This is a genomic window from Ralstonia edaphi (genome assembly GCF_958350185.1).
GTDB classification, from domain to species: domain Bacteria; phylum Pseudomonadota; class Gammaproteobacteria; order Burkholderiales; family Burkholderiaceae; genus Ralstonia; species Ralstonia edaphi.
Map to the genome: position 1 here is coordinate 272,321 of NZ_CATWHI010000004.1, position 22,941 is coordinate 295,261.

A 22,941-nucleotide genomic window follows, 5' to 3' on the forward strand; every position below is an offset into this window, starting at 1 on the left:
CTTTTTTCAACGCGTATGAAAATTGGCGAACTCGCCCAGCGCACGGGCATCAGCATCGAGACCATCCGCTTCTACGAAGCGCAGGGCCTACTGCCCCCGGCTGCGCGTGCCGCCAACAACTACCGCGTCTACACACCCGAGCATGTCGAGCAGTTGGCCTTCATTGCGAAGTGCCGGTCGCTCGACATGGCGCACACTGAAATCCGCCGGCTGCTCGAGCTGCAGGCCAATCCGCAGGCCTCGTGCGAAGAGATCAACAACCTGCTAGACGAGCACCTGCGTCACGTTGAAGCGCGCATCGCCGAGCTGACCGATCTCAAAGGCCAGATCGAGGCGATCGGCCAACGCTGTACGACAGCCGCATCCGTGGCCGAGTGCGGCGTGCTGCAATCGCTGCACGAGGAACCCGTCGCCGCCCCTCACCAAGGCCACAGCCACGAACATGGCGAGGGCGAACACGCGCACCGGCATATTCGCGGCGTGCATCGCTGAGTTGTCTTTTTCCAGCCCGCACACGTCACTTTGACGTGCGCATTGACGTGCGATACTCGCCGCATTTCACAACACGTGGGTGGGGCGATGAAGACAAAGCAAGCTGCTGCAGCACGATTCCAGCTTCGACAACGCATGGCATGCGCGGCGCTTGGCGCCATCGCGTCTGCCGCGGCTGTCATGGCGCAGGCAGCGACGCCTTCACGCATCACCGATGTCACGTTGTACCCGGATAGCGCCACCGTCGTGCGCACCGCCACGGTCGCGCCGGGCGCCCGGAGCGTAGAGCTGGCCTGCCTGCCAATGACGTTCGATGCAGACAGCCTCCGCGTGGAAGGCGACAGCAGCATCCGCGTGGGCGATGTGCGTGTGGAAAGCGTTCCCAGCGAAGGCAGCGGCTGCGCCAGAACAGCGCTGGACACACAAATCCGCGCACTGGAAGACCAGCGCGCCGCGCTTGGCGTGCAGATCCAGGCGAATGCGCTGTCGGCGAGCTACCTGAAGGCCGTGAGTGAACGCACGGGCGGCGATGGCCGCGCACCGGCCACCGATTTTTCCACGCTGGGCCGCGCCACCGACGCGCTGGCCCGCAACGCGCAAGACGTCTTCACCCGCCAGGAACAACTGAAGAAGCGCGACGCTGAACTGAAGGCGCAGCTCGACGCGCTGCAACGCACCCACGGCTCGGCATCGAGCACGCTGCGCACCGTGCGCATTGCCGTGGCGGCACCGCGCGGCGGTGAATTGCGCGTCAGCTATCAGACATCGCGTGCGGGCTGGCGGCCGGCGTATCAGGCGAGCGTGGATTCGGTGCGTTCGAACGTGGTCGTCGAGCGGCAAGCCACGCTTGCGCAATCCACCGGTGAGGACTGGCGCGGCGTGCATCTGCGCCTGTCGACCGGCCAGCCGCGCAACACGCCACGCGGCCCGGAACCGTATGCGTGGCAACTCGATATTCAACCGCCGCCGCAGGCCATGCCCTACCCCGCCGCACCCGCAGCGGCGATGGCGCCAGCGCCCAAGGCCAGATTCGGCCGGAACAATGAGCAACGTGAGGCCGATGGCGAACCGCTTTTTGAAGTGAACGCCGTCCAGACCGCGTTTGCCACGGAGTTCGACGTGCAAGGCGCGACCGAACTGCCCTCCGACGCGCAGAAGGTCACCCTCACGTTGGCGAGCGAAACGCTGCCCGCAAAGCTTGCCGCGCGCAGCACGCCGCGCATGGACGCCACCGCCTACCTGGTCGCCACGGTGGACCGCCCGCAAGGCATCTGGCCCGCCGGCAACATGCAGTTGCGCCGCGATGGCGCGGTGGTCGGCAGCACGCAGTGGAATCCGGCCGGCGAAGACCAGAAGGTCACGCTGCCATTTGGCCGCGATGATCTGGTCAGCGTGGTGGTGGAAACGCCGAAGACCTTCCAGCGCAGCGTGGGCCTGCTGGACAACCGCAACGAGCGCCAGTTGGCGGCGCTCTACACCGTACGCAACCGCCACCGCGACGCCATCGACGTGCAGATTTTGGAGGCCACGCCGGTCAGCCAGTCCGACGATATCAAGGTGCGCTCGACCTTCACGCCGGAGCCTGCCAAGCGCAACTGGGAACGCCGCGCCGGCGTGATCGCGTGGGAGCAGACCATTCCGGCCGGCGAGAGCGCGCGCTTCTCGGCTGACTACCTCATCACCTATCCGAAGGATGCGCGGATTACAGGGCTGCGCTGATCGCGTCGTTCCCGCACGCGCGCCGACAGGTCAGACGCGCGTGCGCATCACCCGCAGCCCGTTGAACACCACCAGCAGGCTCGCGCCCACATCGGCAAAGATCGCCATCCACAGCGTTGCGTCGCCCATCACGGCCAGCGCCAGGAATACCGCCTTGATGCCCAGCGCCAGCACGATGTTCTGACGCAGCACGGCCACCGTGCGACGGCTGATGCGGATAAAGCTGGCGAGCTTGCGCGGGTCGTCGTCCATGATCGCCACGTCGGCGGCTTCCAGCGCGGTGGCCGTGCCGGCGGCGCCCATGGCGAAACCGATGTCGGCGCGCGCCAGCGCCGGGGCGTCGTTGATACCGTCGCCGACCATACCGACGAAGCCGTGTTGCGCCGCCAGCTCGCCCACCACGCGTTGCTTGTCGGCAGGCAGCTGCTCTGCGTGCGCGGTGTCGATGCCGACCGTCTTGGCGATGGCCTGTGCGGCGCGGCGGTCGTCGCCGGTGAGCATGACGGGCGTCACGTCCAGCGCGCGCAATGCGGCGATGGCCTCGGCGCTTTCGGGGCGCTCGCGGTCGCGCACGCCAAACAGCGCCACGGCACCGTTCGCATCGCACAGCGTGACGGCAGACATGCCTTCGGCTTGCAGCGACTCGGCAGCGGCACGCCAGGCGGAGGTGTCGAAGCCACGCTCTGCGACGAGCGCCGCGTTGCCCAGATGCCAACGTACGCCGCCCAGCGTGCCGGCAACGCCACGGCCCGGCAGCACCGACAGGTCTTCCACGGCATTTGCGTCGACCGCGCCATGCTCCGCCGCGGCCTGAACGATGGCCACGGCAATCGGGTGCGTGGTGTTGGCATCGAGCGCTGCGGCCACTGCCAATGCATGCAACTGCGTCGCGTCGGTCGCGGCATTCAGATCCGCAACAGCGCGGCGTGCGCCGTCGGGCAACATCACCGCATCCAACACCGGGCGGCCTGCGGTGAGCGTGCCGGTCTTGTCCAGCGCCAGCGCGCGCAGGCGCCGGCCGCTTTCCAGATACACACCGCCCTTCACAACGATGCCGCGGCGTGCGGCGGCGGCCAGGCCGCTGACGACCGTGACCGGCGTGGAGATGACCAGCGCGCACGGGCAGGCGATCACCAGCAGCACGAGCGCGCGATAGGTCCACGCCAGCCAGCCGTCGGCCGTGACGAGCGGGCCGATGACGGCCACCGCCAACGCCAGCAACATCATCGCGGGCGTGTAGATGGAAGAGAACCTATCGACAAAGCGCTGCGTGGGCGCGCGCTGCGATTGCGCTTGCTGGATGGCCCCGGCGATACGCGCGAGCGTGCTGTCCGCAGCCAACGCCGTGGCTTGCGCCTCGACCACGCCGTCGGTGACGATCGTGCCGGCGAGGATAGAGTCGCCAACGGTTTTTTCCACCGGCAGGCTTTCGCCGGTGACGGGCGATTCGTCCAGCGCGGCGCGGCCGCTCACGATGCGCCCGTCGACCGGCACGCGGCTGCCGGTGCGCACACGCAGGCGCGCGCCGACGGCAACGCTGTCGACCGCCACATCGCGCCAACCGCCTGCGCCATCGACCAACTCTGCGGTGTCCGGCGCGATGGCCGTCAGCGCGCGCACGGCATCGCGGGCCCGCACCAGCGCGCGGGCCTCGATGGCTTCTGCCACTGCAAACAGGAAGATCACCATGGCCGCTTCGGCCCACTTGCCGATCAGCAGCGCGCCGATGACGGCCACCGCCATCAGGAAGTTGATGTTGAACGTGAGCGCGCGCACGGCAATCCAGCCCTTGCGCAGCGTCGGGCCGCCGGCCAATGCAATGGAGGCTAACGCCAGCGCGAGCACCGGCCACGCGTGATCGCCAAGCGACCAGGCGATGGCCTCGGCGCCGAATGCGGTCACGCCACCGATGCCGAGCAGCCACGTGCGGCGCGAGATGCGGGTCGGCTCAGCGGGTGTGGCGGCCAGGCGATCGCGCTGCTCGAGCACCTCGCCGTCCATGCCGATGGCGCGCAACGCTTCCAGGAAGGGCGCCACATCGTCAACGGTGTGGTGGATGGTGAGATGACGCTCGAGCAAATTGAAATCCAGCGCGACGACGCCATCCGCACTGCCCAGCTTGGCGCGGATCATGCGCTCTTCAGTCGGGCAATCCATCTGTTCGATTCGCACGACGGTGCGGCCGGTGGCGGCTGCGCGTGCGGCGGCGTCAACGGGGGCAGCCGCTACCGGCGCGTGGCCGTGACCATGATCGTGGTGGTCATGGTCGTGATCATGATGACCATGGTCATGGTCATGGGCGTGTTCAGCGACGTCACTGGCGACCGGTTGCGCATGGCCGCAGCAACCGCCGCAACCGGAAGCTTCCGGCTTGGCGTGGTCGTGGACAGGCAGGGTGGAGGCGAGATCGGGTTTCATGCCTCCATTCAAAACCCTGAAGAAGCTTCAGGGTCAAGCCCCGCATTCCGGCCACTCAAATGAGGTCTTTCATCCACTTGGCGACGATGGCGCGGGCTTCCGGCCAGTCGCCCAGGCCCGATTCGGCATTGATATGGCCGCGTGCACCCATGTCGACCGGTTCCGCTCCCCACGCTTCGGCTTGGCCGTGGCTCCAGGCAGCGTTGCTGAACGGATCGTCGGTGCTGAAAACGAGCACGGCGGGAAATGGCAGACGCTGCTGCGGAATGGGCCGAAAATCCGCCAGCTCCGGCGGCATGTCGGCACGGTCGAGCTGCGGCGGCGCGACCAGCAAGGCGCCGCGCACGCGTACCGCACGGGGGGAAGTGGCCGCCCAATGTGCCGTCAGCACGCAGCCGAGGCTGTGCGCCACCAACACGACATCGCCCGGCGCAGCGCTCACTTCGGCTTCCAGCGCAGCCACCCAGTCAGCACGCTTCGGGGCAAACCAATCGCGCTGTTCGACGCGGCGGTCGCCATACGCGCGTTCCCAGCGCGATTGCCAATGCGCCGGGCCGGAGTTCTGCCAGCCCGGCAGGATCAGGACGGTGGGGGTAGCGCTCACGTTGGCTCCGTCAGTGGAAGGTTGGATTGGATGCAGAACATTCTGCCGCGATTTGGCGGGCGGCGTTGGCGTCACTCATCGACAAAACCGCTCAATCCATCCAAATATTCTGTTTCACAGGCAGATTGGCAGCTTCTAGAGTCGCTCTGAAATCCCGCCAACAGGGATTCCGAATCCAAAAAAAACTCGGAGGAGACCATGCTCGCACTGCTCGGGCTGCTGACCATCGTCGCGCTGTTTGTCGTCATCCTGACCAAACGCATGTCGCCGCTGGTCGCGCTCATCGCCATTCCCGTCATCGCCGCGCTCGTGGGCGGCTTCGGGCTGAACACCAGCAAGTTCATCATCGGCGGCATCAAGGACGTCGCGCCCGTGGCGGGGATGTTCATCTTCGCCATCCTGTACTTCGGCATCGTCACCGACGCCGGCATGCTCGACCCGATCATCGACCGCATCCTGCGCACCGTGGGCAGCCGGCCGCCGCGCATCGTGGTGGGCTCGGCGCTGCTCGCGCTGCTGATTCACCTGGATGGCTCGGGCGCGGTGGCGTTTCTGATCACCATTCCGGCCATGCTGCCGCTGTACGACCGGCTGGGCATGGACCGCCGCATCCTGGCGTGCGTGACGTCGATGGCGTGCGGCGTGAACTTCCTGCCGTGGACGGGGCCGATGATCCGCGCATCCGCATCGCTGCACATGCCCGTGACAGACATCTTCAACCCGCTGATCCCGGTGCAGATTGCGGGGCTCGCTTTCGTGTTTGCATGCGCATGGCTGCTGGGCAAGCGGGAAGAAAAACGCCTGGGCCTCGCCCACCACGCCGATGGCGCGCAGGTCGTCGCGCGCCCGCTCTCAGATGCGGAACAGGCGCTGCGCCGCCCGCGCAATTTCTGGATCAACCTCATCCTCACCGTCGTCGTGATGGGCGTGATGGTGAGCGGCAAGGTCGACCCGGTGGTGATGTTCATGCTGGGCGTGGTCGCCGCGCTGCTGATCAACTACCCGAACGTCGATCAGCAACGCCAGCGCGTGGACGCCCACGCCAAAGCCGCATTGATGATGGCGAGCATTCTGCTGGCCGCCGGCGTGTTCACCGGCATCATGAGCAAATCCGGCATGCTCACCGCGATGGCGAAGACGGCGGTCGATTTCATTCCGCCCGCCATGGCGCACCACATTCCGGTGGTGCTGGGCGTGCTGTCGATGCCGCTGTCGCTGCTGTTCGATCCGGATTCTTTCTACTTCGGTGTGCTGCCCGTCGTGGCCGAAGCGTCGAAGATGCTGGGGGTGGCGCCGGTGCATGTCGCGCAGGCCGCCGTGCTTGGCCAAATGACTACCGGCTTCCCGGTCAGCCCGCTCACACCGGCGACCTTCCTCGTGGTGGGCCTGTGCGGCATCGAGCTGGCCGACCATCAGAAATTCTCGATCCCTTTCCTGTTCGGTGCCTCGCTGCTGATGACCGCAGTTGCCGTGGTGCTGGGCGTGCTTCCGTGGTGATGGCATGAACACCGAGTTGAAAAGACTGCGCATCGGCGGCGGCGCCGGTTATTCGGGCGACCGCATCGAACCGGCGCTGGAACTTGCAGAGCACGGCGACATCGACGTGCTGATGTTCGAATGCCTGGCGGAGCGCACCATCGCGCTCGCGCAGCAGGTCCGCCGCAAAGACCCCTCGCACGGCTACGACCCGCTGCTCGAAGCGCGCATGCGTGCCGTGCTGCCGGCGTGCGCGGCACGCGGCATCCGCATCGTCACCAACATGGGCGCGGCCAACCCGCAGGCGGCGGCGGAGCGCACGCGCGACATCGCCCGCGAGCTGGGCCTCAAGCTGCGCGTGGCGGCTGTGACGGGCGACGACGTGTTGGACCTGCTGCAAACCCGCGGCCACGACTTCACGCTCATGGATGGCGGCGCCCCGGTCGCGTCGCTGCACGCGCGCATGGTGTCGGCCAATGCATACCTCGGCGCGCAGGGCATTGTCGATGCGCTGGCGCAGGGCGCGGATGTCGTCATCACGGGGCGCGTGGCCGATCCGGCGCTGGCGCTTGGGCCGCTGGTCCATGCCTTCGGATGGCGCATGGACGACTGGCACCGCCTGGGCTGCGGCACGCTGGCCGGCCATCTGCTTGAATGCGCCGGGCAAATCACGGGCGGCTACTTTGCGGACCCCGGCATCAAGGACGTACCCGACCTCGCTCGTCTGGGCTTCCCCATTGGCGAAGTCGGTGAAGACGGCTCGGTGCGCATCACCAAAGTCGCCACGGCCGGCGGTCTCGTCACCGAAGCCACGTGCAAGGAGCAGTTGCTGTACGAAATCCATGACCCGGCGCGCTACCTCACGCCGGATGTGGTGGCGGACTTCTCCAACGTGCGCATGCACGCCGACGGCAAAGACAGCGTCGTCATCGAAGGCGCCACCGGCACACCGCGCACGGGGCAGTTGAAGGTTTCCATCGGCTATCTCGACAGCTACATCGGCGAAGGCCAGATCAGCTATGCCGGCCCCAATGCGGTGGCGCGCGGCAAGCTGGCGCTCGACATCGTGCGCGAGCGGCTGGCGCTTACCGGCGTGCAGATGACGGAAACGCGCTTCGAGCTGATTGGCGTGGATGCGCTGCATGGCGCAGCCCTCTCCCGCACCGATGCCGAACCGTACGAAGTGCGCGTGCGCGTGGCTGCGCGCACTGAATCGATGGCCGAAGCCGTCCGCATCGGGAACGAAGTCGAAACACTGCTGACCTGCGGCCCGTCCGGCGGCGGCGGCGCAACGAAGAGCGCGCGCGAAATCATCGCCGTGGCATCGACGTTGATTCCCGCAGAACTGGCCCCGCACGCCGTGCACATCCTGGAGAGCTGACATGCCCCGCACCCTCCGCGACCTCGCCCACACCCGCGCCGGCGACAAGGGCGATATCTCCTGCATCTCCGTCATCGCGCTTCGTCCGGAATGCGCCGAAGACTTTGCCCTGCTCGAGCAACACGTCACGGCCGAGCGCGTGCGCGCGCATTTCGCTGACCTCGTCCACGGCAAGGTCGAGCGCTACGTGCTGCCGCAGCTGGGCGCGCTGAACTTCGTGCTGCATGGGGCGCTGGCCGGCGGCGTGACGCGCTCGCTGGCGTTGGACGCGCATGGCAAGTCGCTATCGAGCGCGCTGCTCACGCTGGAGATTCCAGGCTAAGCTGGCGCACCACGCCCGGCATCGCCATGAACCTCTCCGTCAAGCAGCTCCGCGCCTTTGCCGCGCTGCGCGAGCACAAGAACTTCACGCAGGCGGCACAGACGTGCCACTTGTCGCAATCGGCCTTCAGCGCGCTGATCCAGAACCTGGAGGCCGATGCCGGCGTGCGCCTGTTCGACCGCAATACGCGCCATGTCGAATTGACTCCGGAGGGCGAAGCCTTTGCCGAATCGGCATTGCGCCTGCTGGCCGATTTCGAGGCGACGTTCTCCGAGCTGCGCGATCGCGCCGCGGCCCGCACCGGGCGCGTGACGGTGGCCGCGCTGCCGTCGATTGCCGCGGGCATTCTGCCGGCTGTGCTGGCCGCGTTCTCCACGCAGCATCCGGGCATTCAACTGGCGCTGCACGATCAACTGTCCGACTCATGCATCGACATGGTCCGGCGCGGGGCAGCGGACTTCGCCATCGCAGCCATGGGCGCCGACATGGCGGGCCTGGCCGCGCAACCGTTCTGCACCGACGACTTCCACCTCGTCTGCCACCAGGATCACCCGCTTGCGCGCAAGCCGGCGCTGGCCGTTGGCGATCTCGTCGATACGCCGTTCATCCACCTGGCCCGCAACACCAGCATCCGCCAATACCTGGATGCGGCGCTGCACCCGACCAAGCTGCGCAGCGGCATGGAAGTCGAGCACCTGGCCACGGCGGCCGCGCTGGTGGCGGCCAACCTGGGCATCACCGTCATTCCGGCGTTGGCGCTGTTCCAGTTCCGCCTGCCCGAGCTGGTGGTGCGGCCGCTTGCCCTGCCGGGGCTGGTGCGTACGCTGTATGTGATCCGCCGCGACGGGCGCAGTCTGTCGGTGGCGGCGCAAGCGCTGCTCGACTTGCTGCTGGCACATCCCGCGCGTACGGCGGTGCCCGTTTGACGCGGCGCAACCCGGGCACATCCGGGTGCAGCATCGCCCACCTGCGCTGCTACAGTGAGGCATTCCCATTCCGATTCTGCGGAGCGCCCCATGCATCAACGCATTCTTGCCGCCTTCGACGGCACCCATGAGTCCCACCTCGCGGTGGAGGAAGCGGCTGCCCTGGCCCGCGCATTCAACGGCCGGGTCCGCGTCGTCTGGGCGATCGGCTCGCCGGCCATGCCGGAGTCGCGGGAAATCTACAGCGTCGACAAGTTGCGCGAAGAAGCGCACCGGACGGCGAGCGCTTCGCTGGTCGAATTGCAGCGCCTGTTCGACGCTGACGGCACCGCTGCTGAAACGGGCATCCTGATGCTCGACGCCACCGACGACGACATCGGCCACGCACTCGAGCACGAAGCCGAGCGGTGGCAGGCCGACACCATCGTGGTGGGCTCGCACGGCAAGCACGGGCTCGCGCGCCTTCTGCTCGGAAGTGTGGCCGAGCGCACGGCGCGCCTGTCGCACCGCACCGTCATCGTGGTGCGTGCACAGCACCCCGAGAACGCTGCCGGCTGACATCGATTGAACTCGAAGGGCTCCACTATGCAACTTGTTGCATAGAGAAAGTTGGCTGTGCTATGTTGCATGCCACGTTGATGCAATCCGTTGCACTTTCTGACCAGGAGCCAGCATGCCGCAGCCGATTCCCCAGACACTGAACGCCCCCGCACAAGCCACGCTCGAGGCTTGGCACGCCATGATCGAAAGCGGCAACATGGACGATCTCGACCGGTTGTTTGCCGACGAAGTGGTTTTCCGCTCGCCCGTGGCGCACACGCCTTACCCGGGGCGCACGGCCACCACACTGGTCCTGCGCACTGTCAACACCGTCTTTGAAGACTTCAAATACCACCGCAGCTTCGCCACCGACGAGGGCTTAAGCGTGGTGCTCGAATTCAGCGCGAACGTGAGCGGCAAGGCCCTCAAGGGCATCGACATGGTCCGCTTCAATGCCGACGGCAAGATCGTCGAGTTTGAAGTCATGGTGCGCCCGGCCACTGGCCTTCAGGCGCTCGGTGCAGCCATGGGTGCCAAGCTGGGCGACAAGCTCGCACTGCTCAAGGCCGAAGCCTGAGACCCGCTCGCCCCTTTTCCCCTCTTCCATAACGATTCCAACGGAGACTGCCATGTCGCTGCCGCCGATCCTGCAAAACCGCCTGTCCGTGCCCGTGGTGGGCTCGCCGCTGTTCATCATTTCCAACCCAGACCTCGTGATTGCACAGTGCAAGGCGGGCGTGGTCGGTTCGTTCCCGGCACTCAACGCACGTCCGGCCGAACTGCTGGAAACCTGGCTGCAGCGCATCACCACGGAGCTGGCCGAATACGACGCGCAGCACCCCGACAAGCCGTCGGCGCCGTTTGCCGTCAACCAGATCGTGCACAAGTCGAACGACCGCCTGGAGCACGACCTGGAGCTGTGCGTGAAGTACAAGGTGCCCATCGTCATCACGTCGCTGGGCGCGCGTGAAGACGTGAACCGCGCGGTGCACAGCTACGGCGGCATCGTGCTGCACGACGTGATCAATAACACGTTCGCCAAGAAGGCGATCGACAAGGGTGCGGATGGGCTGATCGCCGTGGCGGCGGGCGCGGGCGGCCATGCGGGCACGACCTCGCCGTTTGCGCTGATCCATGAAATTCGTGAGTGGTTCGATGGCCCGCTGCTGCTGTCGGGCGCCATCGCCAACGGCAACGCCATCCTGGCGGCGCTGGCGGCCGGCGCCGACCTGGCCTATGTCGGCTCGGCCTTCATCGCCACGGAAGAGGCCAACGCGGTGGAAGGCTACAAGCAGGCCATCGTCGAATCCACCGCCACCGACATCGTCTACACGAACCTCTTCACGGGTGTGCACGGCAACTACCTGCGCAAGAGCATCGAGAGCGCCGGGCTGGATCCGAACGCGCTGCCGGAATCCGACCCGAGCAAGATGAACTTCGGCTCGGGCGGCGGCGCGAAGGCCAAGGCATGGAAGGACATTTGGGGCGCCGGCCAGGGCGTGGGCGCGGTCAAGCGCGTGGTGCCGGCAGCGGAACTCGTCAAGCGCTTTGCCGAGGAGTTCGAAGTGGCGCGCCGTCGCCTGAATAACATCGAAGCGCTGCGCGCCCCGACCGGCAGCAAGGCGACGGCTTAATCCTTAAGCGGTGACTGAGGCTGGCTCCAGCAACGGCAGCACATCGTCTGCCCACGCGAGCCAGCCTTCTTCGTAAACGATGCCGCGCTGAAGCACCGCGTGCTGCAACTGCTGCGCACGCGTGAGATCGGGCCGCGCAAAATCGCGCTGCTCGATTTCGCGGAAGGTATTCAGCCGCGTGCGGTGCTGCTCGATCAGGCGCTGCATCTCGTCGCCAAAACCGAGCGGGCCGATCACGGCGTCGGCGCGCAGCTTCACCAGCACTTCTTCGCGGTTGTCCGACGACACGGTGGGCTCCAGCACCCAGCGCGCGAGTTCGTCCCGGCCCGGCGGCAGAACGGTGTACGTCTTCTTGCGGCTGTCGTCCTCTTCTTCCACACTCACCCAGCCCGCTTCGGCCATGCGGCCGAGCTCTCGGTAGATCTGCTGATGCGTGGCGCTCCAGAAATAGCCCATCGACTTGTCAAAGCGTCGGGCAAGCTCATAGCCCGACGAGGGCTTCTCCAGCAGGGAGGTCAGCAGTGCGTGTTGGATCGACATGATGGCGTTCTTTATGTAAGCCGTTGATTCTAAATGCAGAATACCCGCCTCGTGGAAGATTTTTTCCCACGAGATCAAGGTGTTCCTTGGCAAGCGATTCAAGGGCCTGGCATGTCGTTTTGAACTGCAATGGAGCGGTTTTGCGCGGGTACGCGTCGTCCAGGCACGGGGTGATTGTGTCACCGCAGACGTGTAAAACGCAGGCGCGGAGGCGGACTGCCAAACCGCGCATCTCTGTGCTTCAATGCACGACGCTGCCCGCGCGTTCCGGAAATTCAGAGACGGCACGCGGGTATCGTGAAGACGCCCAGCCGTGCCACAGGAGCCCTGCAATGATCAACTTCGCCGTCTTCCCCTACTTCTTGCTAACGGTGGCGCTCGTTGTCGCCATACCGGGCGCGAACACCATCTACGTGTCGACGGCCAGCGCCAGCCAGGGCTTCAAGTTTGGTCTTGCGTCGTGCTTCGGCATCATGCTCGGAACACTTGTTCACGTGTCCTTTGCCGCCATGGGCATCACTGCGCTGCTGATGGCATCGCCCGCTCTTTTAGGCGCGACCAAATTGCTCGGCGCCTCCTACCTTGTCTATCTGGGGGTCAAGTCGATTACCAAAACGGTGGTCGACACCGACACCGTGCGCCAAACCTCTCTGGGCCTGGGCGAATCCATCAAGAAGGGCTTCCTCGTCAATTTGCTGAACCCAAAGACTGCCCTGTTCATCGCGGCCTTCCTGCCCCAGTTTGTTGACCCGGCCTCCCAGAACATTCCACTTCAGATCTTCTTGCTGGGCGTCATCCTGATCGTGATTGGCGGCATCTGCGACATCCTTTATGCCGCTGCGGCCAGCAAGATCGGGAAGATGGTGGCCAACACCCGCAGGACGCGCAGCGTTGGAAAGTATGTGACGGGGGCCATCTACATTGGCCTGGGCATCGTGGCTGCCACAGCTTCGAACGGCTCGACGAAGTAGCAAGGAAGGGAGCGGGGGATGCGCTATTCCCCCGATTGAAGACGACGGGCGACCGCGGCATTTCTATCGAACCGCGGCGCCCCGTTGGTACGCACGCCGGCTTCCAGCAGAAACACTGCCGAGTGGCGCGTTGGCAGCGCTCAGCCCTGACCAGCGCCCAGCCTGAATACGCTCACCGCACGCCGCAGGTTGCCGGACTGTTCCTGCATCGCCTGTGCGGCGGCCGCCGACTCTTCCACCAGCGCAGCGTTCTGCTGAGTCACCTGATCGATCTGGCTGATGGCCTGACTGACCTGCTCAAGGTTTCTGCTCTGCTCGTCGGACGCCACGGCGATCTCGGCAATGATGCTCGACACGCCTTCGATCGCGGTGCTGACGCGGGTCATCGCGGCATTCACGCCTGCGGCTTGCTCCGCACTGAGTTCGACTTTGCTCGTCGATGCCTCGATCAACTCCTTGACCTCCTTCGCCGCGCCAGACGACCGCTGCGCGAGCGAGCGAACCTCGCCCGCCACCACCGCGAACCCCCGGCCCTGTTCACCGGCGCGCGCTGCCTCCACGGCTGCGTTGAGTGCGAGGATATTCGTCTGGAATGCAATGCCCTCGATCAAGCCGGTGATCTCCGCAATCTTCTTTGAGGCGGCGCTGACCTCTTCGACGGTTTTCACCATCGCAGCCACTTCGGCGCGTCCGGATTCCGTCATGCCTCTTGCGCTCGCAGCAAGCGACGTGGCTTCACGCGCGTTGTCGGCATTCCGCTTGACTGCCTCAGTCAGTTCCGTCGTGCTGGCAGCAGTCTCTTCAATCGAAGCAGCCTGCTCCTCAGTGCGGCTGGACAGATCCAGATTGCCCGCTGCTATCTGGCCAGCAGCACCTGCAACCGACTCGGTCGCCACACGGATACTGCCGACCGTGCCGACAAGCTGCGACGTCATGTCCGCCAGGGCCTGGAGCAGCCTACCGGTCTCATCCGTCGATTTGGAGGCGACCACAGTCGAGAGATCGCCTTCGGCAACACGGCTGGCGATACCGACCGCTGCATGCAACGGCCGTGTGATGCTGACGGTCAGGAAGTACGCAAAGGCGACGCCAATCATCAGGATCAATCCTTCCAGCACCAGCAGCAGGGTCCGGCTCTTTGCGGAGTTTGCGTCGACCTCCTTCGCCGCGTCGTCGATCGTGCGCCGCTGCACTTCAACAAGCTGGCGCATGGTGTCTTGATACGCATTGGCACCTGGCACGAAGACTTGATCGAGGATGCGTTGCGCCTCTGCCGTATCGCCTGCGGCTTTGGCTTTGTTGATGGCGTCGCGAGCGCTCAGGTAGACCTTTCGCAGTTCGCCGATGCGGGCAAACAGCTTTTTCTCTTCATCGCTGGACAACAGCGCTTCCACCTTCTTCTGGTACTCGCCCGAGCTCTTTGACGAAGCAGCGACCTCCGCCGCGAAATACGGTCCCAAAGAGGGGTCCGAACTTTTCGCAACGGCAATGGTGCGACGGATGCCAGCGACGAGGTTGGCATACCAGTCGCCCATCAGACGCTCCTTGAGCAGCGGCTCGCTCATCATTTCTCGCGTTGCCGTCGACGCGCTGTCAAGGCGCCAGATGGCGATCGCGGTGATGACGATGGAAAAAGCGAGGACGACGGCAAAGCCCAAGGCGAGGCGCTTGCCGATTCTCATGTTGCTGATGAATTGCATGTCTTCCGTTCCATGTGTCCACACCGGGACCGGCGGGTGTGCTTTCGTTTTGGCGATGTTTCGTCGGGCGATTTCACGCGCAGAAGGTCGATTTGTCGCAGCGGCGCAAACCACACGATGCCCACGGAGAAAGCGAGCACGGCAAAACGCCCGCGACCCCGATCGGCACCCAAAAACCATCGTCCCGTACGGGTTTTTGTCCTTCTCGTTTATCGAGCGAAAGTGAAGGAAGCACACCCCACTTCCGGGGGGTATGAGCGCGAACACGATGCTCAAGCTCTCGTTGCAGCACCGAAGATTCACGTATATAGTTAGCCATATGGATAACAATCAGAACGCGCTAGACGCGGTATTTCACGCGCTTGCAGACCCGACGCGCAGGGCTGTTATTCATCGGCTCGGCAGCGGCCCTGCGACAGTGAGTGAGTTGGCCGAGCCATTCGCCATGGCCCTGCCCTCGTTCATGAAACACATGCGGGTGCTGGAAGGTGTCGGGCTGGTTCGCTCGGAGAAGACCGGGCGAATCCGTACATGCACGCTCGAGCGCAAGACCCTGGCCGCAGCGGAGCGTTGGTTTGAGCAGCAGCACGCCATTTGGGCAAGCCGATACAGCAATCTGGACAACCTCTTAGAGAAGCTCCAAGGAGAAGACAATGAAGCCTGACCTTCGATTCGATTTCGTCGTCGACATGCAAAAGAACACCATCACCGTCCGGCGAGAATTCGCGGCAAAGCGCCAGCTGGTGTGGGACTGCCACACGAAAGCAGAACTGTTGGATCGATGGTTCGCGCCAAAACCGCTGACCACCAAGACGAAACACATGGACTTCCAGGCGGGCGGCTACTGGCACTACGCCATGATCACCCCCGATGGGGACGCCTTCTGGAGCCGCGTTGACTATCAGGAGATCAACCCGATCGACGGCTATACCGCCCTGGATGGCTTCGCTGACGAAGCAGGTGTCGTCAATCCGGATATGCCGCGCTCACGCTGGAACGTCGGCTTTACCGATGCGAACGGCCAGACACTCGTGACGACCGTTGTCTCGTACAACTCCGCGGAGGATGTGCAGAAGGTGATCGACATGGGATTGAAGGCGGGCATGACGTCCACGCTGGAACGTCTCGACGAGCTTCTCCTCGACCTCGCTGTACCGCAAGAACAGGCTTGAACGGAAGGAGCGCCTTCCAGGGCCGAGTGGAGAAGCGCATGAGCCTTTGCACTCGGCCGACATTAGCCCTCTGACTTCACGGGCGAACCCAATCCCCCCAGCCGCCTCAAGCGCGCGCTCCCCTCCCGCAAACAGCTCAATTCCCCTGCATCCCGCTCAGCGTGCCGGTGCAGACGAAGTAAGCCGGCGCGTTGCCTTCTCAGGTTTTCCCCGGACGTGCCGATTAGACGAACGGTGCAGAAAAGATACGAGTTGCCGTGCTAGGCACCACCTGGCAACGAGCAACCTCCCGGCCACCAGGTCTACGCGCTGAATTCCCCTTCTGCAGAACGAAGGCGTTTGCAGTGCGAGCGTGTGTAAGCCGGACCTACACATCATCACCAGCTCGCATCAACGGCCTAGCCCGCCGGCACCAGATGCGCAAACGGGGACACGGTAAAACCCGCCACGGGTGAACCGCATGAGCGAAAAGAACGACGCATGATCCGGCCAACCCTCAAATTCCAGGCGGCTTTCTTTGCCACCATCATTGTGGCCGTGCTGCTCGCCGGCTTTTTCGTCAGCCAAAAGAACAAGTTCCGCCAGGAAGTCCAGGCACTGGTCCAGGAGCATCAGCAAGCACTCGTGAAGGACGTCGCCGCAGACCTGCGCCAGCGGCTGGACGAGTATCTCGATATTGTCCAGCGCACTGCCAGGCAAACGCACTCCGTTCAATTTCGGTCTTCTGAAGACGCTCGCAGCTACTTCGAATCCATCGCGCCCGTAGCGGGCCTCTTCGACAGCGTCTTTCTCGTCGGGATGGACGGCAAGGTCAGTGCCATTTCTCCGCATGCGCAGCGCGTCATCGGTTTGGACGTCCGCGACCGGGACTATTTCAAGCAAGTCGTTGTCGTCGGCCAGCCCACCATCTCGGCCCCGCTACGAAACCGCATCGGTGGTGCGCCGAATATCGTACTGGCCGCGCCTGTCTTTGATGAGACGGGCCACATGGTCGGCGTCTTCTGTGCCTCCCTGGGGCTGCTGCGGCCGAACTTCCTGGGCGACATGCGCAACGCCCGCATCGGCACACATGGCTACCTGTTCGTGGTGCAACGCGGCAACGACCCGGTGTTCGTCATCCACCCCGATGACGCCAAGCTGCTGGCCAACACCAGCACGGATCCCGCCATTGCCCGCGCCGTGGCCGGACAGCCCCTCAATGGTGAAACCGAGCCCATGGTCAGCATGGAAAACGTCATTGCAGTCGGGTGGACCGTGGGCTCGGTCATTCCGAGAGACGAAGTCGATGCTCCGTTTGCGACCATGCGGAACCGGTTCGGTTGGGCCGGGGGCTTTCTCATCGTGCTCGTGGCGTGCTCTGTGTGGGGCGCAATGCATCTTCTGCTGCGCCCGCTGGGCCGCCTGCATGCGGCGCTGCGTAATCCGGATCGCGGTGAATGGGGCCGCTTGACCAAGCTCGATGTCGGCCCGGCATCACCGGAAATCGAAGCCATCGTCCGCAACCTACGTGCGCTCATGGGAGAGGTCGTGCGGCAGCGGGCAGAACTGGAAGCGGTGAACGACGCATCGCCGCTCGGCTTCTTCAGAACACGTAACGACGGGCAAACCACCTACATCAACGAGTCGTATTGCCGGATTCTCGGCCTATCCAAAGAAGCAGCGCTCGCAAACCAGTGGCGCGAAAGACTCGACCCGGACGATCGGGCACGTGCGGAGGACGCGTGGGATTCGGCCAGAGAGCGCCGCGTCGTCTTCCGAGACAATCAGCGCATCTGCGTTCCGGGGGAGCCGGTACGTCAGATCTCCGTCACCGCGGCACCCGTTGTTGTTGACGGGAAGGCGCGCGGATATGTCGGCGTTGTCGAAGACATCACGCAACGTGTCCGGGCGGAACAATCGGTGGCGGCACTGATGTCGGTTCTGGAAGCCACGCCCGATTTCATTGCCCAGACGGATCGCTATGGCAAGCTCACCTACATCAATCCGGCCGGACGCGCATTCGCCGGACTTCCGGCCGACAAGGCAATCAACGAGACAACACTTGCGGACTATCACCCGCCTGAAACGGTCCAGGCCATAAGAGAGGTCGCGGTACCGACTGCGCTGAGGTCTGGTGTCTGGGTCGGGGAATCGCTCGCGTACAACGCCAAGCATGAAGCGGTGCCGGTGGCCCACACCGTCATCGTCCACCGCGACGCTGCAGGCCGGCTCGACCATTACTCCTCGATCATGCGGGACATCAGTCAGGAGAAGGCCGCCAAGGAGGTCATGGAACGCAACGCCGAAACCTTGCGAACGGTGACGGATGCCATGCCAGCCGAAGTGTGTTTTGTCGGCGCCGACGGCCGATATGAATTTGCCAACGCGGCCTATGCCAAAAAGGTCGACATGCCGCACGGAAAACTCATCGGCAAGACCGTCCAGGAAGTGTTCGGCATTGCCGCATATGAGCGGATACGCGAGCCATTCGAGAAGGCCCTGGCAGGCAGCGCTCAACGGTTCGAGCGGGAAGAACCGAATGGCACGTCGCTCGCCTGCAAGGAAGTGCAGTACGTTCCGCAGTTCCGACCGGACGGCTCTGTCATTGGTGTGCACGTCCTGATCACGGACATTACGGCGCGCAAAGAGAAGGAAGTCCGACTGAAGTCCTTGTCAGAAACCGACCATCTGACGGGCTTGCTCAATCGGGCGGGCTTCGAAGAGCAGCTGGCAAAGGCTGTTTCCTCTGACAACCGCCGTGCGTTGGGCGCGCTGCTGCTGATCGACCTGGATGGGTTCAAACGCGTCAACGACACCTATGGCCACGCAACGGGCGACGAGGTGCTGCGCAGCTTTGCCGATCGGCTACGCACCGTCATGCGACCGACAGACTTTGTCGCCCGCTTTGGCGGCGACGAGTTTGCCGTCATCGTCGGGCCGGTGAATGACGACACGCTGCATCGCCTTGCCGCACGTCTGATCTCGGTCGGCGCGAGGCCGTACAAATTCGGCGAGGTCACCATCGGGCTCGGTTGCAGCATCGGCGTGGCCCGCCTGCGTCACGACGTCGACCGCGCTGCCTTGGTCGCCGCTGCCGACGACGCCTTATACCGCGCGAAAAACCGGGGCAAAGGGCGTTACGAATTTGCTGACGACGTTGCCGACGAAGAGATCGACTTCGACCCCGACGCCACGACACGCGTATAGCCGCCGCAGACCGCCGCGTGGCCAGCCCAACCGTTGCCGACCCGCCGAACTCGGCGGTTTTTTCATTTCGTGTCGAGCTGACTGTCCGGCCACGGTTGGTGTAGTGCCGAACGCGTGCACTTCAGCGCTTTCCGGCAACGCTGCGCCTTACCCGGCAGCCGGCGTTTGCATGAAGTCTTGTGCCACCTTCACGAGCCAAGTCCGCAGGGCCTGCAGCGGCGGATAGCCTGCACGGCTCGTGGGCCAGGCGAGGTAATAGCGCTCGGCACTTTCCATCTCGGGCACATGCGGCAACGCTCGCACCAGGTCGCCCTGCCGCAGCTCGTGGGCGATCAGGAAACGCGGCAACAACGCCACGCCGAGCCCCGCCACTGCGGCTTGCGCGGCGGTGGCAAATTGGTCGAACAGCATGCCTTGGGGTTCTGCACCCGCCACCTGATGGCTCGCCAGCCAACGCGGCCAGGCATCGGGGCGGGAGGCCAGATGCAACAGCGGCGCATGCAGCAGATCGCGCGGCTGCGCAAAGTCGTAACGGGCCAGCAGCGCCGGGCTGCAGGCGGGCACGGCGGTTTCGCTCATCAGCAAGGCCAGCTCCGCCCCCGGCCAGTGCGGCGTACCGAAATGAATGGCCGCATCCACCGCCTCCAGTTGAAAGTCGAACTGCGACAGCCGCGTCGTCAGATTGATGGTGATGCCGGGGTGCTCGTCAAAAAAGGCCGGCAGGCGCGGCGCCAGCCAACGGGTGCCGAAGGTCGGGAGGATGGCCAGATTCAAGCTGCCGCCCTGCGGATTGGTACGAAACCCCACCGTGGCGCTGGAGATGCGCATCAACGCGCCGCGGATTTCCTCCGCATACGCCTGGCCCGCCGCGCTCAGCCGCACGGTCTGGCGTTCCCGCACGAAGAGTTCGGCGCCCAGGCGCTCTTCCAACGCACGGATCTGGCGACTGACGGCACTTTGCGTGAGGTGCAGCTCGGCGGCGGCCGCCGTGAAGCTCTGGTGGCGCGCGGCGGCCTCGAACGCGCAAAGCAGGGACATCGGCGGCAGAAAGCGGCGAGACAGGAACATGGAAGCGCAGAAGTTGTGCGGTGCGAAAGTGGCCCAGTCATTCTAATTTGGAATGACCTTAGGCCGGATTATCGTTTGACCGCCGCTCCTTGCCCAACCTAGCATCGCTTCACCACTGCCCAATCCCACTCAGTCATGAGCACTGCGCATCAACTTCCCGCGTCGAACTTCATCGACGCAAACGAAATCCGCTCGCGCTTTTCGCGGGCCATGTCGGCCATGTACCGGGAGGAGGTGCCGCAATACGGCACGCTGGTCGAGTTGGTGGCAGACATCAACGCGCGCACGCTGGACGCCCAACCCGCGCTGCGCGCGCAGATGGCGCAGTCGGGCGAACTGGAGCGGCTGGATATCGAGCGCCACGGCGCCATCCGTGTCGGCACGGCCGCCGAGCTGGCCACGCTGCGCCGGCTGTTTGCCGTCATGGGGATGGAACCAGTGGGTTACTACGATCTGTCGGTGGCGGGCGTGCCCGTGCATTCGACGGCGTTCCGCCCAGTGACCGACGCCGCGTTGCTGGCCAACCCGTTTCGCGTGTTCACCTCGCTGCTGCGGCTTGAGCTGATTGCCGACGCTGCCCTGCGCGAAAAGGCCGCCGCCATCCTGGCGCGCCGGCAGATCTTTACCCCACGCGTGCTCGAATTGATCGCCCAATGCGAAGCCGACGGCGGCCTGGCCGACGCAGATGCCGACACGTTCGTACGCGAGGCGCTCGAGACCTTCCGCTGGCACAGCACCGCCACAGTCGACGCCGAGACGTATCGCGCTCTGCAAGCCGCACACCGTCTTGTGGCCGACGTCGTGTGCTTCCGCGGCCCGCACATCAACCACCTGACACCGCGCACGCTCGACATCGACGCCGCCCAGGCCGCCATGCCCACACGCGGCATGGATGCCAAGGATGTGGTGGAAGGCCCGCCGCGCCGCAACTGCCCCATCCTGCTGCGCCAGACCAGCTTCAAGGCACTGCAGGAAGCGGTGCGCTTTACCGACGATGCAGGCGCCCACACGGCGCGCTTTGGCGAAATCGAGCAGCGCGGCGTGGCCCTCACGCGCACGGGCCGCGCGCTGTATGACCAACTGCTGGCCGAGGTGCGCAGCATGGGCAATGCCGGCAGTGCCGCCCCCAACTACGGAAGTCGGTTAGCCCAGGCGTTCCGCGCCTTTCCCGATAGCCATGACGCGCTGCGTGCGCAAGGGCTGGCGTTCTATCGCTACACGCTCACGCCGTCGGGCCATGCAGAGGCCGACGCAGCCACGGCAGCCGATTTGTCGTTGGATGAACTCCTGGCCAAGGGCTGGCTGCAGGCCGACCCCATCACGTATGAAGACTTCTTGCCGGTCAGCGCGGCCGGCATCTTCCAGTCCAACCTGGGCGGCGAAGAACAGAAGCAGTATCAGGCGCACGCCGCACAACAAGCGTTCGAAGCCGCACTGGGCGCGCGCGTGCACGACGAAATCGCGCTGTACGAAGCGGCGCAGCGGCGCTCCATCGATCAGGTGCGCGCCGTGCTGCGCGGCACCCCCGTTGCGGATGCCGCATGACGGGCCCGCACACGCCTGCCGCCATGTCGGGCTTTGCTGCGCCGTTTGCAAACCCCGCCGGCTCGCCCATCCGTGAACTGTTTCCGTACCTCAGCCAGCCGGGGATGATCTCGCTGGCGGGCGGTTATCCGTCGCCGAGCCTCTTCGATGCCGAAGGGCTGGCACAGGCCGCCGGCCGAGCCATGACGGGCGATGCGCAGGCCTTGCAGTACGGCGCGACTGAAGGGCTGCCCGTCCTCCGCACAGCCCTCGCCGCATTGATGGAAGCGCGCGGCGTCCAGGCCAGCGGCGAACAAATGATGGTCACCACGGGCTCGCAGCAAGCCTTCGACTTGCTGGTGCGAGTGTTGATTGAACCGGGGGATACGGTGTTGGTGGAAGTGCCCGCCTACCCTGCCACGCTGCAAGCCTTGCGCCTGGCGCAGGCCCGCATCGTGCCCGTGCCGATGGACGAATACGGCCTGCAGACCGATGCACTGGCCGACCTCCTCCATCAACTGCCTGCCACGCAGCGCCCCAAGCTGCTCTACACCGTGCCGAATTTTTCCAACCCGCGCGGCACGCTGCTCGCTGCCCAGCGGCGCGAAGCCCTGGTGCAGCTGGCCTGCGCGCACGGCTTTTGGGTGGTGGAAGACGATCCCTACGGCGAGCTGCGCTTTGATACGGCAGACGGCGACGCCGCTGCCATGCCACCCACGCTGCGCGCAGTGGGTGATCTGCTTGCCGCAAGCGGCACGAACCCGGTGGTGTATCTCTCCAGCCTGTCCAAGACCGTCGCACCTGCGCTGCGGATCGGCTGGATGCTGGCCGACAGCAGCCTGCTGCGCCGCTGCGCCATCGCCAAACAGACGGTGGATCTGTGCACGTCTCCTCTGGCGCAGATGGTGGCGGCGCGCTATCTGGAAAGCGGCCGCTATCCAGCCACGGTGCAGCGCGCACGCATCGAATATCAGCGGCGCATGCAGGCGCTGGTGCAAGGCATCGCCACGCAGCTGGATGGCCGAGTGCAGTGCGCCGCGCCGGCGGGCGGCATGTTTGTCTGGGCGACGTTCACGCCGTCGATCGACCCGCAGGCGCTCTTCGATGCCGCCGTGTCGCAGCAGGTGCTCTATGTGCCCGGCAAGGCGTTCTATCCGGACAACGCGCAACTCAACACCATGCGACTGTCGTTTGCCGCGCCCGAGGTGCCGCAGATCGAGCAAGCCGTGCAGCGGCTGGCAGCCGCCGTGGCGCTGGCCATGCGTTGA

21 protein-coding genes are annotated in these 22,941 nt (G+C 65.0%); 16 read left to right on the forward strand and 5 right to left on the reverse strand.

Going from position 1 to position 22,941, the window contains the following annotated elements; genetic code table 11:
• Window positions 1-15: 15 nt before the first annotated feature.
• Together cadR and R2669_RS16125 are read left to right on the forward strand one after the other, a co-directional pair.
• Complete coding sequence (cadR, locus tag R2669_RS16120) at window positions 16-492, forward strand: Cd(II)/Pb(II)-responsive transcriptional regulator (protein WP_102065455.1); 477 nt, start codon at window positions 16-18, stop codon at window positions 490-492.
• 87 nt (window positions 493-579) lie between these two features.
• Window positions 580-2,211, forward strand: a complete 1,632-nt coding sequence (locus tag R2669_RS16125; RefSeq protein ID WP_316901181.1) for a mucoidy inhibitor MuiA family protein — start codon at window positions 580-582, stop codon at window positions 2,209-2,211.
• Between the two features lie 30 nt (window positions 2,212-2,241).
• On the opposite strand, the gene R2669_RS16130 is transcribed toward R2669_RS16125, so the two are convergent.
• Complete coding sequence (locus R2669_RS16130; RefSeq protein ID WP_316901481.1) at window positions 2,242-4,368, reverse strand: heavy metal translocating P-type ATPase; 2,127 nt, start codon at window positions 4,366-4,368, stop codon at window positions 2,242-2,244.
• Between R2669_RS16130 and R2669_RS16135 the strand changes: the two genes are divergently transcribed.
• Entirely contained in the window at window positions 4,276-4,692 is a 417-nt protein-coding gene (locus tag R2669_RS16135; protein ID WP_316890981.1) for a hypothetical protein, read from the forward strand. The two genes, R2669_RS16130 and R2669_RS16135, sit on opposite strands and share 93 nt — an antisense overlap.
• On the opposite strand, the gene R2669_RS16140 is transcribed toward R2669_RS16135, so the two are convergent.
• Complete coding sequence (locus R2669_RS16140; protein ID WP_316890656.1) at window positions 4,685-5,233, reverse strand: RBBP9/YdeN family alpha/beta hydrolase; 549 nt, start codon at window positions 5,231-5,233, stop codon at window positions 4,685-4,687. The two genes, R2669_RS16135 and R2669_RS16140, sit on opposite strands and share 8 nt — an antisense overlap.
• Before the next feature lie 198 nt (window positions 5,234-5,431).
• On the opposite strand from R2669_RS16140, the gene R2669_RS16145 reads away from it, so the two are divergent.
• From R2669_RS16145 to R2669_RS16175, 7 genes are all read left to right on the forward strand, one after another.
• Window positions 5,432-6,730 carry a CitMHS family transporter gene (locus R2669_RS16145; protein WP_027679842.1) on the forward strand — a complete coding sequence of 433 codons (1,299 nt, stop codon included), beginning with the start codon at window positions 5,432-5,434 and terminating at the stop codon, window positions 6,728-6,730.
• A gap of 4 nt (window positions 6,731-6,734) precedes the next feature.
• The gene (locus R2669_RS16150; protein WP_316901183.1) at window positions 6,735-8,090 is read left to right on the forward strand and encodes an acyclic terpene utilization AtuA family protein; all 1,356 of its coding nucleotides are present in this window, start codon (window positions 6,735-6,737) and stop codon (window positions 8,088-8,090) included.
• A gap of 1 nt (window position 8,091) precedes the next feature.
• The gene (locus tag R2669_RS16155; RefSeq protein ID WP_316901185.1) at window positions 8,092-8,412 is read left to right on the forward strand and encodes an AtuA-related protein; all 321 of its coding nucleotides are present in this window, start codon (window positions 8,092-8,094) and stop codon (window positions 8,410-8,412) included.
• Between the two features lie 26 nt (window positions 8,413-8,438).
• Window positions 8,439-9,338, forward strand: a complete 900-nt coding sequence (locus tag R2669_RS16160) for a LysR family transcriptional regulator (RefSeq protein ID WP_316901187.1) — start codon at window positions 8,439-8,441, stop codon at window positions 9,336-9,338.
• A 90-nt stretch (window positions 9,339-9,428) separates the two neighbouring features.
• Window positions 9,429-9,896, forward strand: a complete 468-nt coding sequence (locus R2669_RS16165; protein WP_316901189.1) for a universal stress protein — start codon at window positions 9,429-9,431, stop codon at window positions 9,894-9,896.
• Window positions 9,897-10,011: 115 nt separating this feature from the next.
• Window positions 10,012-10,455 carry a nuclear transport factor 2 family protein gene (locus tag R2669_RS16170; protein ID WP_147213730.1) on the forward strand — a complete coding sequence of 148 codons (444 nt, stop codon included), beginning with the start codon at window positions 10,012-10,014 and terminating at the stop codon, window positions 10,453-10,455.
• Between the two features lie 52 nt (window positions 10,456-10,507).
• Entirely contained in the window at window positions 10,508-11,512 is a 1,005-nt protein-coding gene (locus tag R2669_RS16175; protein WP_316901191.1) for an NAD(P)H-dependent flavin oxidoreductase, read from the forward strand.
• 3 nt (window positions 11,513-11,515) lie between these two features.
• Here the strand turns inward: R2669_RS16175 and R2669_RS16180 are convergent, their stop codons facing one another.
• Window positions 11,516-12,052, reverse strand: a complete 537-nt coding sequence (locus tag R2669_RS16180) for a PadR family transcriptional regulator (protein ID WP_316901193.1) — start codon at window positions 12,050-12,052, stop codon at window positions 11,516-11,518.
• Window positions 12,053-12,384: 332 nt separating this feature from the next.
• On the opposite strand from R2669_RS16180, the gene R2669_RS16185 reads away from it, so the two are divergent.
• Window positions 12,385-13,023: a LysE family translocator gene (locus tag R2669_RS16185; RefSeq protein ID WP_316901195.1), complete on the forward strand. Its 639-nt coding sequence runs from the start codon at window positions 12,385-12,387 to the stop codon at window positions 13,021-13,023.
• A gap of 140 nt (window positions 13,024-13,163) precedes the next feature.
• Here R2669_RS16185 and R2669_RS16190 read toward each other — a convergent pair whose 3' ends face one another.
• Window positions 13,164-14,723, reverse strand: coding sequence for a methyl-accepting chemotaxis protein (locus R2669_RS16190; RefSeq protein WP_147213734.1), 1,560 nt, complete (start codon window positions 14,721-14,723; stop codon window positions 13,164-13,166).
• Window positions 14,724-15,042: 319 nt separating this feature from the next.
• On the opposite strand from R2669_RS16190, the gene R2669_RS16195 reads away from it, so the two are divergent.
• From R2669_RS16195 to R2669_RS16205, 3 genes are all read left to right on the forward strand, one after another.
• Window positions 15,043-15,387, forward strand: coding sequence for an ArsR/SmtB family transcription factor (locus tag R2669_RS16195; protein ID WP_147213735.1), 345 nt, complete (start codon window positions 15,043-15,045; stop codon window positions 15,385-15,387).
• The gene (locus R2669_RS16200) at window positions 15,377-15,895 is read left to right on the forward strand and encodes an SRPBCC family protein (RefSeq protein WP_316901197.1); all 519 of its coding nucleotides are present in this window, start codon (window positions 15,377-15,379) and stop codon (window positions 15,893-15,895) included. The genes R2669_RS16195 and R2669_RS16200 overlap by 11 nt, the downstream gene beginning before the upstream one ends.
• 480 nt (window positions 15,896-16,375) lie before the next feature.
• On the forward strand, window positions 16,376-19,081 hold the full coding sequence (locus R2669_RS16205) for a sensor domain-containing diguanylate cyclase (protein WP_316901198.1): 2,706 nt from the start codon (window positions 16,376-16,378) through the stop codon (window positions 19,079-19,081).
• Window positions 19,082-19,228: 147 nt separating this feature from the next.
• Here R2669_RS16205 and R2669_RS16210 read toward each other — a convergent pair whose 3' ends face one another.
• A complete protein-coding gene (locus R2669_RS16210; RefSeq protein ID WP_316901200.1) occupies window positions 19,229-20,149 on the reverse strand; it encodes a LysR substrate-binding domain-containing protein in 921 nt (306 codons plus the stop codon).
• A gap of 135 nt (window positions 20,150-20,284) precedes the next feature.
• On the opposite strand from R2669_RS16210, the gene hglS reads away from it, so the two are divergent.
• Both hglS and R2669_RS16220 read left to right on the forward strand, forming a co-directional pair.
• Entirely contained in the window at window positions 20,285-21,694 is a 1,410-nt protein-coding gene (gene hglS / locus R2669_RS16215; RefSeq protein ID WP_316901201.1) for a 2-oxoadipate dioxygenase/decarboxylase HglS, read from the forward strand.
• Window positions 21,691-22,941 (forward strand): aminotransferase-like domain-containing protein, encoded by a 1,251-nt coding sequence (locus R2669_RS16220; RefSeq protein ID WP_316901203.1) that lies wholly within the window; start codon window positions 21,691-21,693, stop codon window positions 22,939-22,941. Before hglS ends, R2669_RS16220 begins: the two co-directional genes overlap by 4 nt.

Excerpts from the sequence above, each read along its gene's own strand:
- cadR (WP_102065455.1), top strand. The coding sequence starts at position 16 with ATGAAAATTGGCGAACTCGCCCAGCGCACGGGCATCAGCATCGAGACC.
- R2669_RS16125 (WP_316901181.1), top strand. The coding sequence starts at position 580 with ATGAAGACAAAGCAAGCTGCTGCAGCACGATTCCAGCTTCGACAACGC.
- R2669_RS16135 (WP_316890981.1), top strand. The coding sequence starts at position 4,276 with ATGACGCTCGAGCAAATTGAAATCCAGCGCGACGACGCCATCCGCACT.
- R2669_RS16130 (WP_316901481.1), bottom strand. The coding sequence starts at position 4,368 with ATGGATTGCCCGACTGAAGAGCGCATGATCCGCGCCAAGCTGGGCAGT.
- R2669_RS16145 (WP_027679842.1), top strand. The coding sequence starts at position 5,432 with ATGCTCGCACTGCTCGGGCTGCTGACCATCGTCGCGCTGTTTGTCGTC.
- R2669_RS16150 (WP_316901183.1), top strand. The coding sequence starts at position 6,735 with ATGAACACCGAGTTGAAAAGACTGCGCATCGGCGGCGGCGCCGGTTAT.
- R2669_RS16155 (WP_316901185.1), top strand. The coding sequence starts at position 8,092 with ATGCCCCGCACCCTCCGCGACCTCGCCCACACCCGCGCCGGCGACAAG.
- R2669_RS16160 (WP_316901187.1), top strand. The coding sequence starts at position 8,439 with ATGAACCTCTCCGTCAAGCAGCTCCGCGCCTTTGCCGCGCTGCGCGAG.
- R2669_RS16165 (WP_316901189.1), top strand. The coding sequence starts at position 9,429 with ATGCATCAACGCATTCTTGCCGCCTTCGACGGCACCCATGAGTCCCAC.
- R2669_RS16170 (WP_147213730.1), top strand. The coding sequence starts at position 10,012 with ATGCCGCAGCCGATTCCCCAGACACTGAACGCCCCCGCACAAGCCACG.
- R2669_RS16175 (WP_316901191.1), top strand. The coding sequence starts at position 10,508 with ATGTCGCTGCCGCCGATCCTGCAAAACCGCCTGTCCGTGCCCGTGGTG.
- R2669_RS16180 (WP_316901193.1), bottom strand. The coding sequence starts at position 12,052 with ATGTCGATCCAACACGCACTGCTGACCTCCCTGCTGGAGAAGCCCTCG.
- R2669_RS16185 (WP_316901195.1), top strand. The coding sequence starts at position 12,385 with ATGATCAACTTCGCCGTCTTCCCCTACTTCTTGCTAACGGTGGCGCTC.
- R2669_RS16190 (WP_147213734.1), bottom strand. The coding sequence starts at position 14,723 with ATGCAATTCATCAGCAACATGAGAATCGGCAAGCGCCTCGCCTTGGGC.
- R2669_RS16195 (WP_147213735.1), top strand. The coding sequence starts at position 15,043 with ATGGATAACAATCAGAACGCGCTAGACGCGGTATTTCACGCGCTTGCA.
- R2669_RS16200 (WP_316901197.1), top strand. The coding sequence starts at position 15,377 with ATGAAGCCTGACCTTCGATTCGATTTCGTCGTCGACATGCAAAAGAAC.
- R2669_RS16205 (WP_316901198.1), top strand. The coding sequence starts at position 16,376 with ATGATCCGGCCAACCCTCAAATTCCAGGCGGCTTTCTTTGCCACCATC.
- R2669_RS16210 (WP_316901200.1), bottom strand. The coding sequence starts at position 20,149 with ATGTTCCTGTCTCGCCGCTTTCTGCCGCCGATGTCCCTGCTTTGCGCG.
- hglS (WP_316901201.1), top strand. The coding sequence starts at position 20,285 with ATGAGCACTGCGCATCAACTTCCCGCGTCGAACTTCATCGACGCAAAC.
- R2669_RS16220 (WP_316901203.1), top strand. The coding sequence starts at position 21,691 with ATGACGGGCCCGCACACGCCTGCCGCCATGTCGGGCTTTGCTGCGCCG.